Source organism: Asticcacaulis sp. EMRT-3 (genome assembly GCF_030027245.1).
Lineage (GTDB): Bacteria > Pseudomonadota > Alphaproteobacteria > Caulobacterales > Caulobacteraceae > Asticcacaulis.
In genome coordinates, this window is sequence record NZ_JASERT010000001.1 from 2,524,420 (window position 1) to 2,539,096 (window position 14,677).

Annotated in this window: 16 protein-coding genes; 6 read left to right on the top strand and 10 right to left on the bottom strand. The window is 60.4% G+C overall.

Annotation, left to right across the window (positions count from 1 at the left end; genetic code table 11):
• Nucleotides 1–11: 11 nt before the first annotated feature.
• The 3 genes from QB905_RS11885 to bioB all read right to left on the bottom strand — a co-directional run bounded on the left by QB905_RS11885 (nucleotide 12) and on the right by bioB (nucleotide 1,620).
• Nucleotides 12–302 (bottom strand): type II toxin-antitoxin system RelE/ParE family toxin, encoded by a 291-nt coding sequence (locus QB905_RS11885; RefSeq protein WP_282975237.1) that lies wholly within the window; start codon nucleotides 300–302, stop codon nucleotides 12–14.
• Entirely contained in the window at nucleotides 299–565 is a 267-nt protein-coding gene (locus tag QB905_RS11890) for a type II toxin-antitoxin system ParD family antitoxin (RefSeq protein WP_282975238.1), read from the bottom strand. The genes QB905_RS11885 and QB905_RS11890 overlap by 4 nt, the downstream gene beginning before the upstream one ends.
• A gap of 65 nt (nucleotides 566–630) precedes the next feature.
• A complete protein-coding gene (gene bioB, locus QB905_RS11895; protein WP_282975239.1) occupies nucleotides 631–1,620 on the bottom strand; it encodes a biotin synthase BioB in 990 nt (329 codons plus the stop codon).
• Nucleotides 1,621–1,760: 140 nt separating this feature from the next.
• Here bioB and QB905_RS11900 point away from each other — a divergent pair, with 140 nt between their 5' ends.
• Nucleotides 1,761–3,032 carry an MFS transporter gene (locus QB905_RS11900; RefSeq protein WP_282975240.1) on the top strand — a complete coding sequence of 424 codons (1,272 nt, stop codon included), beginning with the start codon at nucleotides 1,761–1,763 and terminating at the stop codon, nucleotides 3,030–3,032.
• Between the two features lie 81 nt (nucleotides 3,033–3,113).
• Complete coding sequence (gene ahcY / locus QB905_RS11905; RefSeq protein WP_282975241.1) at nucleotides 3,114–4,517, top strand: adenosylhomocysteinase; 1,404 nt, start codon at nucleotides 3,114–3,116, stop codon at nucleotides 4,515–4,517.
• Nucleotides 4,518–4,656: 139 nt separating this feature from the next.
• Here ahcY and QB905_RS11910 read toward each other — a convergent pair whose 3' ends face one another.
• Complete coding sequence (locus QB905_RS11910) at nucleotides 4,657–5,484, bottom strand: AraC family transcriptional regulator (RefSeq protein ID WP_282975242.1); 828 nt, start codon at nucleotides 5,482–5,484, stop codon at nucleotides 4,657–4,659.
• 118 nt (nucleotides 5,485–5,602) lie between these two features.
• Between QB905_RS11910 and QB905_RS11915 the strand changes: the two genes are divergently transcribed.
• Both QB905_RS11915 and QB905_RS11920 read left to right on the top strand, forming a co-directional pair.
• Nucleotides 5,603–5,878, top strand: a complete 276-nt coding sequence (locus QB905_RS11915) for a hypothetical protein (protein ID WP_282975244.1) — start codon at nucleotides 5,603–5,605, stop codon at nucleotides 5,876–5,878.
• 65 nt (nucleotides 5,879–5,943) lie between these two features.
• Nucleotides 5,944–7,620 (top strand): tetratricopeptide repeat-containing sulfotransferase family protein, encoded by a 1,677-nt coding sequence (locus tag QB905_RS11920; protein WP_282975245.1) that lies wholly within the window; start codon nucleotides 5,944–5,946, stop codon nucleotides 7,618–7,620.
• A gap of 186 nt (nucleotides 7,621–7,806) precedes the next feature.
• Here QB905_RS11920 and QB905_RS11925 read toward each other — a convergent pair whose 3' ends face one another.
• The 5 genes from QB905_RS11925 to QB905_RS11945 form a co-directional block, all read right to left on the bottom strand.
• Nucleotides 7,807–9,006: an IS256 family transposase gene (locus tag QB905_RS11925; protein ID WP_282973519.1), complete on the bottom strand. Its 1,200-nt coding sequence runs from the start codon at nucleotides 9,004–9,006 to the stop codon at nucleotides 7,807–7,809.
• Nucleotides 9,007–9,434: 428 nt separating this feature from the next.
• A complete protein-coding gene (locus QB905_RS11930; protein WP_282975632.1) occupies nucleotides 9,435–10,151 on the bottom strand; it encodes a lysophospholipid acyltransferase family protein in 717 nt (238 codons plus the stop codon).
• Nucleotides 10,152–10,159: 8 nt separating this feature from the next.
• Nucleotides 10,160–10,816 (bottom strand): YdcF family protein, encoded by a 657-nt coding sequence (locus tag QB905_RS11935; protein WP_282975246.1) that lies wholly within the window; start codon nucleotides 10,814–10,816, stop codon nucleotides 10,160–10,162.
• A 4-nt stretch (nucleotides 10,817–10,820) separates the two neighbouring features.
• On the bottom strand, nucleotides 10,821–11,735 hold the full coding sequence (locus QB905_RS11940) for a cell division protein FtsX (RefSeq protein ID WP_282975247.1): 915 nt from the start codon (nucleotides 11,733–11,735) through the stop codon (nucleotides 10,821–10,823).
• A complete protein-coding gene (locus QB905_RS11945) occupies nucleotides 11,732–12,523 on the bottom strand; it encodes a cell division ATP-binding protein FtsE (RefSeq protein ID WP_282975248.1) in 792 nt (263 codons plus the stop codon). The genes QB905_RS11940 and QB905_RS11945 overlap by 4 nt, the downstream gene beginning before the upstream one ends.
• A gap of 118 nt (nucleotides 12,524–12,641) precedes the next feature.
• Between QB905_RS11945 and QB905_RS11950 the strand changes: the two genes are divergently transcribed.
• Together QB905_RS11950 and QB905_RS11955 are read left to right on the top strand one after the other, a co-directional pair.
• The gene (locus tag QB905_RS11950; RefSeq protein ID WP_282975249.1) at nucleotides 12,642–13,592 is read left to right on the top strand and encodes an MJ0042-type zinc finger domain-containing protein; all 951 of its coding nucleotides are present in this window, start codon (nucleotides 12,642–12,644) and stop codon (nucleotides 13,590–13,592) included.
• A 1-nt stretch (nucleotide 13,593) separates the two neighbouring features.
• Complete coding sequence (locus tag QB905_RS11955; RefSeq protein WP_282975250.1) at nucleotides 13,594–14,136, top strand: phosphoribosyltransferase; 543 nt, start codon at nucleotides 13,594–13,596, stop codon at nucleotides 14,134–14,136.
• Here QB905_RS11955 and QB905_RS11960 read toward each other — a convergent pair.
• Nucleotides 14,133–14,669, bottom strand: coding sequence for a DUF4175 family protein (locus QB905_RS11960; protein ID WP_282975251.1), 537 nt, complete (start codon nucleotides 14,667–14,669; stop codon nucleotides 14,133–14,135). The two genes, QB905_RS11955 and QB905_RS11960, sit on opposite strands and share 4 nt — an antisense overlap.
• Nucleotides 14,670–14,677: the final 8 nt, after the last annotated feature.

Consider the following 14,677-nt stretch of genomic DNA (forward strand, 5'->3'; position numbering starts at 1 on the left):
TTATGGCGTGGTCAGAGGTGCGTGCCCGGTTCCATGCTTTGGTGAAGGATACGCACGATGATGAGATCATCGCCATTGATGCGGAAATAGAGTGTATGTGAAGCGACGTGACATTTGTTATGTCCGGCCTTGATGTGATCCGCTGTTTGGCCAATGCGCCGCCCCTCCAGCACATCCTGACAAGCCTGTTTTATGACACCTATGTAGCTATCGGCCTGCATCACCGACCATTGCTCGGCAGAATAATCCCAGATCTGGCCCAGATCGGCCACGGCACGGTTCGACAGGACGAGGCGTTTCAAGCCTTGCGGGCCTTCATCTTTTGCTCATGTGCGACGTGGCGTCCGGCCAGAAAATCGTCGAAATCGAAACTCTCGACATAGCCGGAAGCTTCGCCCACATCCAAAGCTTCGCGCAAAGCCTTCACCTTGGATTCGTGATCTTCCAGCAAGCGCAGACCGGCATTGATAACGTCGCTTGGCGATGCGAAGCGCCCCGCATCTACCTGTCCGGCCATAAAGGCGGCGGCATGATCATCCAGATTAAGGGAAACAGGTTTTGTCATGTCATCCTCTTCTGAAAGCCGTCCTCTTTTGAAGGCAGGGAGTGTAGAACTTAAAGCCTGTGGCCTCAAGCCATCGTCATCGGGCGGAGTCCCAGTTCTTGCAACAGATGGGCGTCCGAGCCGCGTTCGGGGTTGGGCGTGGTCAGGAGCTGGTCGCCGACAAAGATCGAATTGGCTCCGGCCAGAAAACACAGAGCCTGCAATTCTTCGCTCATCTCATTGCGACCGGCTGACAGGCGCACCATCGATTTCGGGCAGACGATGCGCGCCACGGCGATGGTGCGAATGAATTCCAGCCCGGAAATGCCGCCGTCGCGTTGCGCTTTTTCACCGAGCGGCGTGCCCGCAATGGCGACCAGATTATTGATCGGAATCGAATCGGGATGGTGGGGCAGGGTGGCGAGTTGGTGCAGGAAAGACGCCCGGTCTTCGCGGCTTTCACCCAGCCCCATAATGCCGCCGCAGCAGGTCTTCATGCCCGCATCGGCCACGGCTTGCAGCGTGTCGAGGCGTTCCTGATAGGTACGGGTGGTGACGACCTGATCATAATATTCGGGCGAGGTATCGAGATTGTGGTTGTAATAATCAAGCCCCGCCTCTTTCAAAGCCTGCGCCTGATCGGGGCGCAGATGGCCGAGCGTGGCGCAGGTTTCCAGCCCCAGCGCCCGCACGCCGCCGATCATTTCGGCCAAAGCCGGCACATCGCGGTCTTTCAGATCGCGCCAGGCTGCGCCCATGCAAAAACGCTGCGCCCCGCCATCCCTGGCGGCTTTCGCCGCGGCCAGCACCTCATCGACCGGCATCAGTTTCGACGCCTTCAGGCCCGTGTCGAAATGCGAGGATTGCGAGCAATAGCCGCAGTTTTCGGCGCAGCCGCCGGTTTTCACCGACAAAAGCTGCGACAACTGCACCTCGCTCGGATCGAAGCTCTGGCGATGCACGGACGCCGCCTGAAACACCAGTTCCATGAAGGGCAGATCGAACAGGGCGGCGATCTCGGCCTTTGTCCAGTCGTGACGTAAGCTGATCGTGGAAAAGGCGGCGGTGTCGGCCATGAGAAGCTCCGTGAAATGCGTCACCAGACTTAGCCTTAAAGGCCGTGCCGGGTCAAACCTTGCAGCGCAGCAAATGACAAAAATCCTCGCGCTTTGGACGGCTTTGTTTTATGTGCGGCTGATAAGGGAGGCCACAAACCATGACCGCACACCAAAAACCGCTCAATTCGCCGTTCAAGGTGCTGATCGCCAGCCTGATCGGCACGACGATTGAGTTTTTCGACTTCTATTCTTACGCCACGGCGGCGGTGCTGGTCTTCCCGACCCTGTTTTTCCCGAATGGCAACCCGACCACGGAGCTGTTGCAGTCGTTTGCCACCTTCTCCATCGCTTTTTTTGCCCGCCCGATCGGCGCGATGGTGTTCGGCCATTTCGGTGACCGCATCGGCCGCAAGGCGACATTGGTGGCGGCGCTTCTGACGATGGGGCTGTCGACCGTCATCATCGGTTTCCTGCCCGGCTATGCCAGCATTGGCGTGGTCGCGCCGCTTCTGCTGGCCCTGTGCCGCTTTGGTCAGGGTTTCGGTCTCGGTGGTGAATGGGGCGGAGCGGTGCTGCTGGCCACCGAAAACGCGCCGGAGGGCAAGCGCTCATGGTACGGCATGTTCCCGCAGTTGGGCGCACCGGTCGGGCTTTTGCTGTCATCAGGCGCCTTCTGGGCGCTGTTGCACTTCATGCCGCAATCGGCGCTTTTGAGCTGGGGCTGGCGCATTCCGTTCGTCGCTTCGGCGGTGCTGATCATGCTCGGTCTGTGGATGCGGCTGTCTCTGACCGAAACGCCGGAATTCCAGAAGGCGGTCGCGGCAGAAGAGCGCGTCAGCGTGCCTCTGGTCGAGATTTTCCGCCGCTATAAGCGCAATCTGTTCCTCGGCACCTTCGTGGCCCTGGCCACCTTTGTTCTGTTCTATATCGCCAGCGCCTGGCTGTTGTCTTACAACGTCAAGACGCTGCACATCCCCTTTCTTGACGCGCTTGAAATCCAGATGGCGGGCGCCGTGGCTTTCGGTATTTTCATCCCGCTGGTGGCCAAGCTGGCCGAACGGATCGGCCATCGCCTGAGCCTGATCCTGACCACTGTGCTGATCGGCGTCTTTTCGTTTGCGCTGGCACCCTTGCTGAAGGGCGGCGAGAGCGCGATCCTGATCTTTGCTATCGTCAGCATGGCGCTGATGGGCATGACCTATGGCCTTTTGGGCACCACCCTGGCCGCGATGTTCCCGACGCGCGTGCGCTATACGGGCGCTTCGCTCACCTTCAATTTTTCTGGCATTGTCGGCGCATCGCTGGCCCCTTACATCGCCTTGTGGCTGCAAGGGCATTATGGCTTAGGCGCGGTCGGGCTTTACCTGCTGGTGGCGGCCCTGATCACGCTTGTTTGCGTGCTGCTCTCCGATAAGACGGACGCCATATAAAGATATGTTTATGTCTTTATTGCGAAGTGCGGTGTGAGCGGCTATAAGCGGCCATCATCCCCTTCGTAACGGACATTTCTCATGGCTGCCAAAGACCAGGATTTCATCGTAAAAGACCTTTCGCTCGCCGCTTATGGCCGCAAGGAAATCGACATTGCCGAAGGCGAAATGCCGGGCCTGATGGCCACGCGCGCCGAATTTGGCCCGACGCAAACCCTGAAGGGTGCGCGCATTGCCGGGTCGCTGCACATGACGATCCAGACCGCCGTGCTGATCGAAACCCTGCAAGCCCTGGGTGCCGAAGTGCGCTGGGCGTCGTGCAATATCTTCTCGACGCAAGACCACGCCGCCGCCGCCATTGCCGCCACGGGCACGCCGGTCTTCGCCATCAAGGGCGAAACGCTTGAGGAATACTGGGATTACGCGCACAAGATCTTTGAGTGGCACGATGGGGGTTACCCCAACCTGATCCTCGATGACGGCGGTGACGCCACGCTTCTGTGCGTGCTGGGCCCCAAGGCCGAAAAAGACCCGTCCGTCCTCGACAAGCCGACCAATGAGGAAGAAGAAGCGCTGTACAAGGTGATGAAGCGCTACCTGAAGGAAAAGCCCGGCTTCTATTCGGCCATCGCCAAGGCGATCCAGGGTGTTTCGGAAGAAACCACCACGGGCGTCCACCGCCTTTACGCGATGGCGCAAAAGGGCGAACTGCCCTTCCCGGCGATCAACGTCAACGATTCCGTCACCAAGTCGAAGTTCGACAACCTCTATGGCTGCCGTGAATCGCTGGTCGATGCCATCCGCCGCGCCACCGATGTGATGCTGGCCGGCAAGGTGGCCGTGGTGCTCGGCTATGGCGATGTCGGCAAGGGTTCGGCGGCGAGCTTACGCAATGGCGGGGCGCGCGTCATCGTCACCGAAGTCGATCCGATCTGCGCTCTGCAAGCCGCGATGGAAGGCTATGAGGTGCGCACCGTCGAAGAGGTGGCCTCTGCCGCCGACATCTTCGTCACCTGCACCGGCAATAAGGACGTTTTGCGCTTAGAGCATATGCGCGAGATGAAACATAACGCTATTGTCTGCAATATCGGCCATTTCGACTCCGAGATTCAGGTGGCGGCCTTGCGCAACTACAAGTGGGACGAAATCAAGCCGCAGGTGCACCACGTCGAATTCCCTGATGGCAAGAAGATCATCATCCTGTCGGAAGGCCGCCTGGTCAATCTCGGCAATGCCACGGGCCATCCGTCCTTCGTCATGTCGGCCTCGTTCACCAACCAGACCCTGGCCCAGATCGAATTGTGGACGCGCGGTGAGACTTACGAAAACAAGGTCTATACCCTGCCCAAGCACCTCGATGAAAAAGTGGCCATGCTGCACCTCGAAAAGCTGGGTGCAAAGCTGACCGTGCTCAATGCCGAACAGGCCAACTATATCGGTGTGCCGGTCGATGGCCCGTTCAAGCCGGATCATTATCGTTACTAATATCAAAAGTCTTTCGCTACGCTCAGTGTACTTTTGATATTGAATTTAAGAGGCGGCGCATCACTGGGTGCGCCGCCTTTATTTGAATCCTCCCCCATCAAGAGATGATAAGGGAGGCGGGTTTCGTCAATTTTCCGTTTTACCTGACTACCGGCACCCAGATTTCGATCACACCTATGCCGGTGTGGCCATCGAAGCGTTCATCCATGCGTTCGAAGCTCGGTGTGTATTGCGGTTTCAACCCGGCATTCGCCAGCCATGCGTCATAGATGGCCCGCCATGTGTCCGAAATTCCCGAAACATGACCATGATGCTCGAAAATAGCATAACGGCCTGAGGGAATTTTGATAGTGCTGAAGCCGTCCGGCAGTATGCCCGAGCCGTCAATCTCGACGCCAGACATGTAGGTGAGCCCGTCTGGTTTGAAGTCGTAGGACACACCATAGCAAACGCCCCCGACCTGTCCGTCAATATGGCCGAAATGGTCGCGGAAGGCTTGCCACTGGCCGGGTATGCCGGTTAGTTGCGTCATGGTGTAAGCATGGGCCAGACCGGCGATAGTCATGGCGGCCCCATCTACGAGGCGAGGGGTTTGCGTGGGCAGGGTCTTGATCTCAGTCATGGAAAAAGGCTCCGTTAAGGCAAGCGCGGCGAGATTGCCGCTAAGACGCAAATCCTTGGGTGACATGCCAAACTCTGCCCGAAAAGCGCGGGTAAAGGCGGCATGGCTGCCATATCCATTGGCCACGGCGACGTCGAGAATATCACCAGCCACCATCAGGGCCTTCGCCGCCTGGCTCAGCCTGCGTGCGCGGACATAGGCCATAAGGGGACGTTGGCTCACAGCCGCGAACAGGCGCGTGATGTGAAAGCGGCTGGCATCCGTGGCCCTAGAAATTTCGGCCAAGTCAGGATTGCGTTCGAGATGGGCCTCGACATACCAGACGATCTTGCGGATCAGACTCACGTTCTTCTCTTTCGGGTTTGCGCTTATAATAGTCTAATCGGGCTCAGACGACGATATTTGATCGCTCTTGTGGCGAAGCGGCAGGATATGGCCTGCCCTGAAAATAAAGAGGTTGGGCATGAAGGAAACCGGTATTGTTACCGTCTCCATCGCATGTTGTCCCGATGCCGAAGCGCAGGCTCTGGCGCGCGCCCTGTTTCGCGTTGACGGCACCGACGCCCAGATCCTGACCAAGTCGGAGCTTTTGCAGCTTCTGGCCGCCTTCGACATCGATGCCCAGCGCAAACTGACGACGATCCGCCTCGGCGATAATGGCAAGACCGACCGCGCCGCCGCCCTCGATCTCGGGCTGGCCCAGTATCAGATCGTCAAACAGTACGAAGCCGGTCAATAAAGCTGTGTTGCGTTTGGCTGCGAAGCGGCTGAAACTGGCCGTTTATTCCTTTCCGGCGCGTCTGCATGACCTCAGCTTCCCGTCCATCCGATCAGGCCGTCTCCGCAGCCATCGCCGCCATGCAGCGCGGCGATCTGCACCGCGCCGTCGAAGCTGCGCGTCAGGCGACCGGGCTTGATCCTGATGATCTCGACGCCTGGTGGCTGCTGGGCTCAGCCACCTGCGAATTGTGGATTTTCGGCGAGGCCGAGGAGGCTTTCGCGCAAGGCATCAAACGCGCGCCCTCAGGCTCGCCGCGACAGGTCAGCTTCCTCGTGCATCGCGCCCGCGCCCTGGCCGCGATGGCGCGCATGGCCAGTGCAAAAAACCTGATCGAAAAGGCACTGGCCATCGGCACCCATGATCCCGCCCATCTGGCTATCATGGGCAAGGTGCTGACCCAAGCCGGATGCACAGGTCAGGCCATCCCCCTGCTTGAAAGCGCCGTCAAGGCGGCACCCGACAATGCCGAGAACTGGCATCTGCTGGCCGAGGCGCAGCAATATATCGGCGATCTCGACGCGGCTGAAACCGCTTACGAACATGCGATCGACCTGGCCTCGCTGCCTGCCGCTCATCTGGCTCTGGCGCGTTTGCGGCGCTGGACGAAAGCGCATCACCATATTGCCCGCCTTCAGCGCCTGCCGCGCCGCAATGCGCAGGAAGCCGCCTCGATCTGTTATGCCCTGTTCAAGGAATGCGATGACATTGGCGATCATGAAGCGGCGTGGAACTGGCTGCAAATGGCGGCGCTAGCCGCGCAGGATCAGGTGGTGCCCGCCGAACGCGGTCAGTGGAATCGCGGTCAGCCCCTGCTGCCGCCCGTGCGCATCGGTGACTGGAAGCCGGCTCAGGAGGCGGCGATTGTCGATAGCTGGATCGAACATTTTCCGGCATCGCGCTTTGAAAACCCGCCTGCCTCCGCGCCGCAAAGGCCCCGGCGCATCTTCATCATCGGCCTGCCGCGTTCGGGCACCACGCTGGTGGAACGCATCCTGACCGCCCATTCGCAGGTGCAGGCGCAGGGCGAATTGCAGGTGATGGCGCTCGGCACCAAGATTCTGTCCGCCAGCCGCAGCGGCCCGATGCTCGATCCCGATGTGGCGGCGCGCGCTGCCCGTATCGACCCCGTCGAACTGGCCGAATATTACCGCAGCGAAACCGTATTCTTAAGCGATGGCAGCCCCTATGCCATCGATAAATTGCCGCACAATTATCACTATGCCGGTCTGATCCGTCTGGCTTTTCCTGATGCCATCATCATCCATCTGCGCCGCGATCCGATGGATTCCCTGTTCGGCACCTACAGGCTTCTATTCGGCTATGCCTATCGCTGGTCGTACACACAAGACAATCTGGCCGGATTTTACGCGCAATATGTGCGCCTGACCCGCCACTGGCGCGCCTGTTTTGCGGCCAGTGGCCAGCCTTTGATCGATGTGTCGCTCGAAGCCCTGATCGCCAGCCCGGAAAGCGAAATCCGACGCCTGCTCGCGGCCTGCGGTCTGCCCTTTGAAGCGGCCTGCCTCAATCCGCACAAGAGCGATGGCGCGGTGGCCACGGCCAGTTCGGTTCAGGTGCGCCGCCCGATCAACAGCGAAGGCGTGGGGGCGTGGCGGCGCTATGCAGCGGGCCTTGCGCCTCTACGCCAGCGCCTGTTCGAGATGGGGTTTATCGACGAGGATGGCCTGGGAAGGGCTTAGGACGGGCGACATTCAGGCTGTTTTCTGTAGCATGGTATAGACCCTGAGCTGTCGTTTAAATAAGCAGCCTTCATTAAGAAGCCACGGATAGACACGGATGATGGCCTACGGCCACCGATCGTGCCCCAGGGCGTGGTGTAATTGAGCGCTTGGCATCAATGACTTCCGGACAGGTCCGGGTTTCGCTCAGTTTGCCACGGCTGGCATGCTGAGAAGTGGATCATCGCTGAGTTGTGCGATGGTTTCAAGGGTAATGTAGCGTCCGCGCTGAACCGCCCATTCGTCATTTTGTTCGAGCAGGATGGCGCCGACCAGTCTGGTGATGGCATCGTCGTTTGGGAAGATGCCCACGACATCGCAGCGACGCTTGATTTCGCCATTGAGCCGTTCAATGGGGTTGGTTGAGTGCAGCTTGATGCGGTGTTCCTTCGGGAAGGTCATATAGGCCAGGACATCGTGCTCAGCCTCGTCCATGATCGTGGCCAGCTTTGGCATTTTGGGCCTGAGCTGGTCGGCGACGTTTCGCCATTGGGTACTCGCCGTTTCCGCCGTCTCCTGGGCGAAGGCCGTGCCGATGAAGGCAGAGACGACGCGTCGCCCGCTCTTGCCGGCATGGGCGCAGACATTGCGCATGAAGTGAACACGGCAGCGCTGCCAGGTGGCGTTGAGAACCTTGGAGACGGCACCCTTGATCCCGATGTGGGCATCAGAGACCACAAGTTTGACACCACGCAGGCCCCGGCGTGTCAGGTTGCGCAGGAACTCTGCCCAGATCGGTTCGGCTTCCGAGGTGCCGACCTCCATGCCCAGCACTTCACGCCTGCCGTCGCTGTTGACGCCAACGCAGATGATGACGGCGACCGAGACGATACGGCCGCCCCGGCGCACCTTCAGATACGTAGCGTCAATCCAGATGTATGGCCATTCCCCTTCAATGGGGCGGTTCAGGAAAGCCTTCACACGGTCATCGATCTCTTCGCACAGCCGACTGACCTGACTCTTGGAGATGCCGCTCATCCCCATCGCCTTGACCAGATCATCGACAGAGCGCGTCGAGATACCCTGAACGTAAGCCTCCTGGATCACAGCCGTCAGTGCCTTCTCGGCCACGCGCCTGGGCTCCAGGAAACCCGGGAAGTAACTGCCTTTACGAAGCTTCGGGATCCGAAGCTCGACCGTGCCTGCGCGTGTTTCCCAGTCTCGGTCACGATAGCCGTTGCGCTGGACCAGCCGGTCGCCGGTTTTCTCATGGTAGCCGGCACCGGTCATGCCGCTCACTTCCAATGCCATCAAGCGTTCAGCCGTGAAGCTGATCATGTCGCGCAACAAATCGCTGTCTGAGGTCTTTTCAACAAGCCCTTTCAGGGCCATCATATCGTCGGTCATCGGTGTTCTTTCGTTCTGGAATGAGTGTCGCAACCCAAACCTATCCGAAAATCACTGATGACCAACCCGCTACGCTAAGGCTCGCTTTGCCCTTTTGAATGGGCAGCGAGCCATGCGCTACGCTCTTACCCAGTTACACCACTCGCTGGGACACGACCCGGCCACCAGCACGGATAATACCAACTTGCGCAGACCAGAACCTATTCAGGTGCAAGTTGGTATTCGTTTTTTTGCAGCTCAAGCGCCGCATGGCTCGCCGCATACGCGGCGACGCGCAGTCGCGCTTGCCAAGCTGCGATGAGTCAAAGTCATCGCAGCTTGGTATAAGGTTTAAAAATCTGTTCTTATCCGTGTGGTCGCTTGCGACCGTCCGTGTCTATCCGTGGTTCAATCTTTCTGCAAAGGCCTCACACCTGATTGTCGATCGCCTAACGCGGCGTCTCATCCATCAGGGCGTTCGAGGCCGTTTCCAGCCGAGTCTTGATCTCGCTCATGAATTCGGCGCGCTTGAGGCCCGCGGGTAAAGGCGGCAGAAATTCAAACACCACCGTGCCCGGCTTGCGGTCAATGCCGTGGGCGGGCCAGAACTGGCCGGAATTGGTGGCCAGCAAATGACAGGGCACATCGAGATCACGATACAGCGCCGCCACGCCCGGCTTATAGCTCGGATCATCGCCGGGATCGGAGCGCGTGCCTTCGGGGAAGATGATGATCTGGCGGCCCTCCGACAGGTTTTTACGGCAGCCCTTGACCATCGCCTTCAGCGCCTTGGCCGCGTCTTCACGCTTGATTGCCACCATATGGGTACGCCAGGCATACCAGCCAAGAAATGGCATATAGATCAATGATTTCTTCAGGACATAAGAGGTCTGGTTCAAAACCGTAAAGGGGGCGATCGTATCGAGCATACTCATATGCTTGCCCGCGATCAGCGCTGCCCCATCGGGTCGGTGTTCGAGGCCGCGAAACTCGACGCGGATACCCACCAAAAGGCGTGCGCCGAACAAAACACAGTGCGCCCACCAGCGGATGACGGCCATCGCCGCACCGGTCGGCAACAGCAGAAGCGGCGAACAGCCGATGCCGAAGATGGCCATTGAACCATACAGCCACACGATAAACAGGATGGAGCGGAGGCGGGTGATCAGGGCGCTCACGAACTGGCGCTCGCAGCGGCGGAGTCTTCGGAACCGGCGGCGGGTGCCCCGCCCTTATCGCCGAAACTGCGCGAAAGGCTGATAATGGCGTCGCGCGTCAGTATGGCCAGGTATTTGCAATATTCGACAACGATGAGGCGCTGGCTTTTCGGTGATTTCCACCAGCCGCGCGCGTCCAGTTCGGGGGTCGCCACCGGATAGGCGATAAAATGGGCGTCAGGCATATCGGCTTTCAGTTCGAGAAGGGCGCGGGGCATGTGGTAATCCGAGGTGACGACGATCAGATTATAGAAATCGTGGCCGCGCGCCCAGTCGGCGATTTCGCGGGCATTACCGACCGTATTTTCGGCTTCGTAGCCGAGATCGACGCAGCATTCATAAAGCCGTTTTGAGCCTTGCGTGACGGCCATCAGCTCCGGGCGCTTGACCTCGCGGTTGACGCCCGAAATAAACAGACGCTGGCCGCGTCGGCGTTCGAGCAGCCGCATCCCTTCCTTCAGGCGCAGATCGGAGGCGCCGGTCAGCACCACAATGGCGTCGGCAGCCGTCGCCGGTTCGACGGCAGGCGTCGAATCGATCACGCGGTCGGCAAAGACCAGCAGACCCGCCAGCCACAGCAGAATGACCACGGCCAGCGCGATGAGGGATCGCATGTGCTTAAATTTCGCCTCCCCGATGACCCGAACCACCCAGCAGCTTCAGCGTGACCATGCGCGCCGTAACGGCGGCGGTCAGCGCCACCAGCACGGGACACGGGATCAATATTAACAGGTCGGGCCATGAAAAGGGAAGGGCCAGGGTGAAGCTTTGTGAGCGTCCGGTGATTTTTATGATCGTCATGGCCAGGGCGGCCAGGCCTGCACCGAGCAGCCCCGATTCAAAGGCCATGCGCGCAAAGCGATTCTGGAAGCGTTCGGCGATGAAGATGTCGCTGGCCCCGCACAAGGACAAGACCTCGACAATATTGGCGCGCGCCGTCAGCCCCGCCCGCGTGGCAAAGCCGACCACCGCCGCCGTGGCCGAGCCGATGATCAGGAAAATGCCAAGCGAAAGCAGCCTGATGGTCAAGGCGCTTTGCTGCACATCCTTCAGCCACACCGTATGATCGTCGATCGAGGCGTCGATGTCCTGCGTGCTCAGGGCGGTTTTGAGATCATGCAGACTGGCCGGATGGCGCGGATCAAGGCGCACCTCGACCAGATTGGGAATCGGCAGATCATCAAGCACGGCATCGCCCAGCCACGGCTTGATCAGATCCTTGGCCTTTTCCGGTTCCAGCGCCGTCACCTGCCCCACGCCTTTCACTCCGGCCAGCACCTCAGCGGCGCGCGCGGCGGCCACCGAACCGCTTTCAAGGCCTGAGGGCCGCACCTGAACCGTGACTTCGGCGTGAATATCGCGTGACCAGCCGGCGGCGGCGCGGTCCGACGCCATGACGGTCAGGGCCGCCATGCAGGCCAGAAAGCACAGGACGCCGATCACATAATGCAGGGCCACTTCGCGCTCATCCTGACGCGGCAGCAGGTCGCGGGCGCGCAAATTCTGAAAGCGGCTGAGCAGCGGGCCGATCATGATGCCTCCCCTTTGGCAGGATCGGTTTTTGTCAAATCCCGACGGCTCAGACGACCGCTTTTCAGCTCCAGCACCGGCATACCGGCGGCACGCACCAGCCCCTCATCATGGGTGGCGATCAGCACGGTGGCCCCTAAGCGGTTCAGCTCGATAAACAGGCGCATGATGCGCAGGCCCATCGCATAGTCGATATTGCCGGTCGGCTCATCGGCCAGAATCAGCGTGGGCCGCGTCACCACGGCGCGGGCAATGGCCAGCCGCTGTTTTTCACCGCCCGACAAAAGCTCCGGCATGGCGTCAAGGCGGTGCTTGAGGCCTACCCAGGTCAGAAGCTCGGTCACGTCATCATGATAGCTGGCCGGATTTTTGCCGTGCACGAACAGGGGCAGGGCGGCATTATCGAACACGGTCAGATGATCGAGCAGGCGGAATTCCTGAAAGACGATGCCAAGCTGGCTGCGCAGCCGCGCGCTCTGGGCGCGGTCACGCGGGCGCACCGCCTCGCCAAACAGCGAAATCCGTCCCTGCGAAGGTTGCTGGGCCAGATAGATCAGCTTGAGCAGCGAGGTCTTGCCCGCGCCCGATGGCCCGGTCAGGAAATGAAACGAACCGGCAGGCAGTTGAAAATTCAGGTTTTTCAAAATGAGGCGCGGATCGTCCTCGCCCTGCAAAGGCGGCTGGCCCGGCCCCAGTCCATAGCCCAGCGACACCTGCTCAAACGCCAGTACCGGCGCAGCGGGGCGGGCCGTCGGAGGGGGGCTGGCGGTGGTGTCGGGGCGTCGGGACATCTCTTCAGGTGCGGCTCAGGGCTTGATCAGTTGTTAAGATTTTTCGGGACATAAGGTTAAGAACCTGTGTGTGGTTAATACGGGCTTATGCAGTGATTCGGCGATAAACTGACTGACCATGATCTTGAGTTGCCCCAGTTGCGGTACGCGTTACACCCTTCTTGAGTCCCAATTGGGGCCGGCAGGGCGCAAGGTGCGCTGCGCGGCCTGCAAGACGACCTGGCACGCCGAAGCCGCCCCCGCGCCCGAAGACCCGATCGATCTGGCCCCCGAACCGGCACCCAAACCGCGCGTCGAAGACCTGCGCCAAATCAAGGCCGAAAAACTGCCCTCGCGTTATCGCGCCCTGTTGCAGGACAAGAAACGCCTGAAAGCCCTGACGGCGCAAGGTCTGGTGTGGGGCGGCATGGCGGCGGCCTTTATCGCCGTCTTCGGACTGGCCTTCATGCTGCGCGTCAATATCGTCAGCGCCTTCCCGCGCATCGCCGGAGCCTATGCGATGGTTGGGCTGAAGGTCAATGCCACCCATTTGCAGTTCGGCAACAAGAGCGCCGATGCCGCCTTCAAGGGCGGGCAGTTTGTCGTCACCGTGCAGGCGCAGGTGAAAAACCTCAGCGACAAGCCGGTGCCGGTGCCGCCGGTGCGCGTCAAGCTGATGGATTCGACGCTGCAAACCTTCAGTTCGGTGCTGATCCCGTCGAGCGGCCTGGTGGTCGGGCCGCATCAGACGCGCACCCTGACCTTCGATGTGGCCGATCCAAAGAATATGACGGCTTCAATCGATCTCGATTTCGATCTTGTGGCGATGAAGGCGATGAAGAACAGCCCGGCCCCCTTGCGTCCGGCGATGGCTGAGGCCGATTCGCCGCCCGCAAGCGAAGATCCGGCTTCCGAATCTGCCACCACCGAACTGGCCGACAACAATACCCTGCCCGCCACCGCGCCGGTCAGCGCCGCCGCCATCGATTCCGACAGCGGCGCACCCGTCTCCGACCATGCCTCACCGCCGCTGCGCCCGCCGCTTAGCGATGACGGCGATGGCCCTTCAGCCCACAAGGCCGCGCACTGAGATGACGCAGACGCCCGCCCTGCCGCCGGTTTTGCTCTCCGAAGACGAGGTACAGACGCGCGTCGAGGTGCTGGCCGACCTCATCAGCCACTATATCCGCGAAACCTGCGTCGGTGTCTGTTTGCTGACCGGTGGCCTGTGGTTCTCCGCCGATCTCAGCCGCGCGCTCAACAAACGCGGCTCCGACATCGCCTTCGACGCCCTGTGGCTGTCATCCTACGGCGATGTGCGCGAATCAGGCACGCTGCTGATCCGCGCCCCCTTGCAGCGCTCGGTGGCGGGTCGTCAGGTGCTGATCATGGATGATGTGCTCGATACCGGGGCCAGTCTGAAAATCGCCCGCGACATCGCGCTGGAGGCGGGAGCGGCGGAGGTGCTGACCTGCGTGTTTGCCCGCAAACCCGATCCGCTCAAAAATGGCCAGATGCGTGAAATCGACGCCGATTTTTCCGCCTGGGAAGCCCCGGCGCGCTATCTGGTGGGCTATGGACTCGATGATGCGGGACGTTACCGCGCCCTGCCCTATATCGGCGCGCTGGATTAGTTCCGGCTGGCCAGAGTGAAGGGTTGCGCAGTGATTCCCGGCACAAAGGCCGACATAATGCGTTCCATCGGCACGGGCCCCAGCAGGATAAACCCGAAAATCGCCGCCACCAGCGCCACATAGCGCAGGGCGAACGGATCGGCCTCGGCAATGCCCGCCTTGGCCTTGCCCAGCTTCAGCGGCGGCTGACTTATCTCGTGGCGCATGGCCAGCAGGCGTTCCGGTTTCAGGCCATTATCAAGCGCGAGGCGGTTATTGATCTCGGTAAAGCCGGGCATCCGAAAACGTCTGGCGGCGCGCACCGAAGCGATGAAGGTCAGCACAAAACCGACGATCAGAACCGAAGCATGGGCGGGCGTCGAAAGATGCTGAAACAGCCCCCACTGCGCCGCCACCGCCACCCATATGGCCAGCAACACATAGGGAAACAGGGCCGGCAAAAGCCGCTCCCAGATCATCAGGACTTTCGTGGCGAACAGGGCGCGATTGAGCGGCGCGAAGGGCGACCGGTTACTCGACTGCAAACTCGACATCACTCCCC

Excerpts from the sequence above, each read along its gene's own strand:
- bioB (WP_282975239.1), bottom strand. The coding sequence starts at position 1,620 with ATGGCCGACACCGCCGCCTTTTCCACGATCAGCTTACGTCACGACTGG.
- QB905_RS11925 (WP_282973519.1), bottom strand. The coding sequence starts at position 9,006 with ATGACCGACGATATGATGGCCCTGAAAGGGCTTGTTGAAAAGACCTCA.
- QB905_RS11960 (WP_282975251.1), bottom strand. The coding sequence starts at position 14,669 with ATGTCGAGTTTGCAGTCGAGTAACCGGTCGCCCTTCGCGCCGCTCAAT.
- QB905_RS11890 (WP_282975238.1), bottom strand. The coding sequence starts at position 565 with ATGACAAAACCTGTTTCCCTTAATCTGGATGATCATGCCGCCGCCTTT.
- QB905_RS11920 (WP_282975245.1), top strand. The coding sequence starts at position 5,944 with ATGACCTCAGCTTCCCGTCCATCCGATCAGGCCGTCTCCGCAGCCATC.
- QB905_RS11935 (WP_282975246.1), bottom strand. The coding sequence starts at position 10,816 with ATGCGATCCCTCATCGCGCTGGCCGTGGTCATTCTGCTGTGGCTGGCG.
- QB905_RS11955 (WP_282975250.1), top strand. The coding sequence starts at position 13,594 with ATGACGCAGACGCCCGCCCTGCCGCCGGTTTTGCTCTCCGAAGACGAG.
- QB905_RS11945 (WP_282975248.1), bottom strand. The coding sequence starts at position 12,523 with ATGTCCCGACGCCCCGACACCACCGCCAGCCCCCCTCCGACGGCCCGC.
- QB905_RS11915 (WP_282975244.1), top strand. The coding sequence starts at position 5,603 with ATGAAGGAAACCGGTATTGTTACCGTCTCCATCGCATGTTGTCCCGAT.
- QB905_RS11950 (WP_282975249.1), top strand. The coding sequence starts at position 12,642 with ATGATCTTGAGTTGCCCCAGTTGCGGTACGCGTTACACCCTTCTTGAG.
- QB905_RS11900 (WP_282975240.1), top strand. The coding sequence starts at position 1,761 with ATGACCGCACACCAAAAACCGCTCAATTCGCCGTTCAAGGTGCTGATC.
- ahcY (WP_282975241.1), top strand. The coding sequence starts at position 3,114 with ATGGCTGCCAAAGACCAGGATTTCATCGTAAAAGACCTTTCGCTCGCC.
- QB905_RS11940 (WP_282975247.1), bottom strand. The coding sequence starts at position 11,735 with ATGATCGGCCCGCTGCTCAGCCGCTTTCAGAATTTGCGCGCCCGCGAC.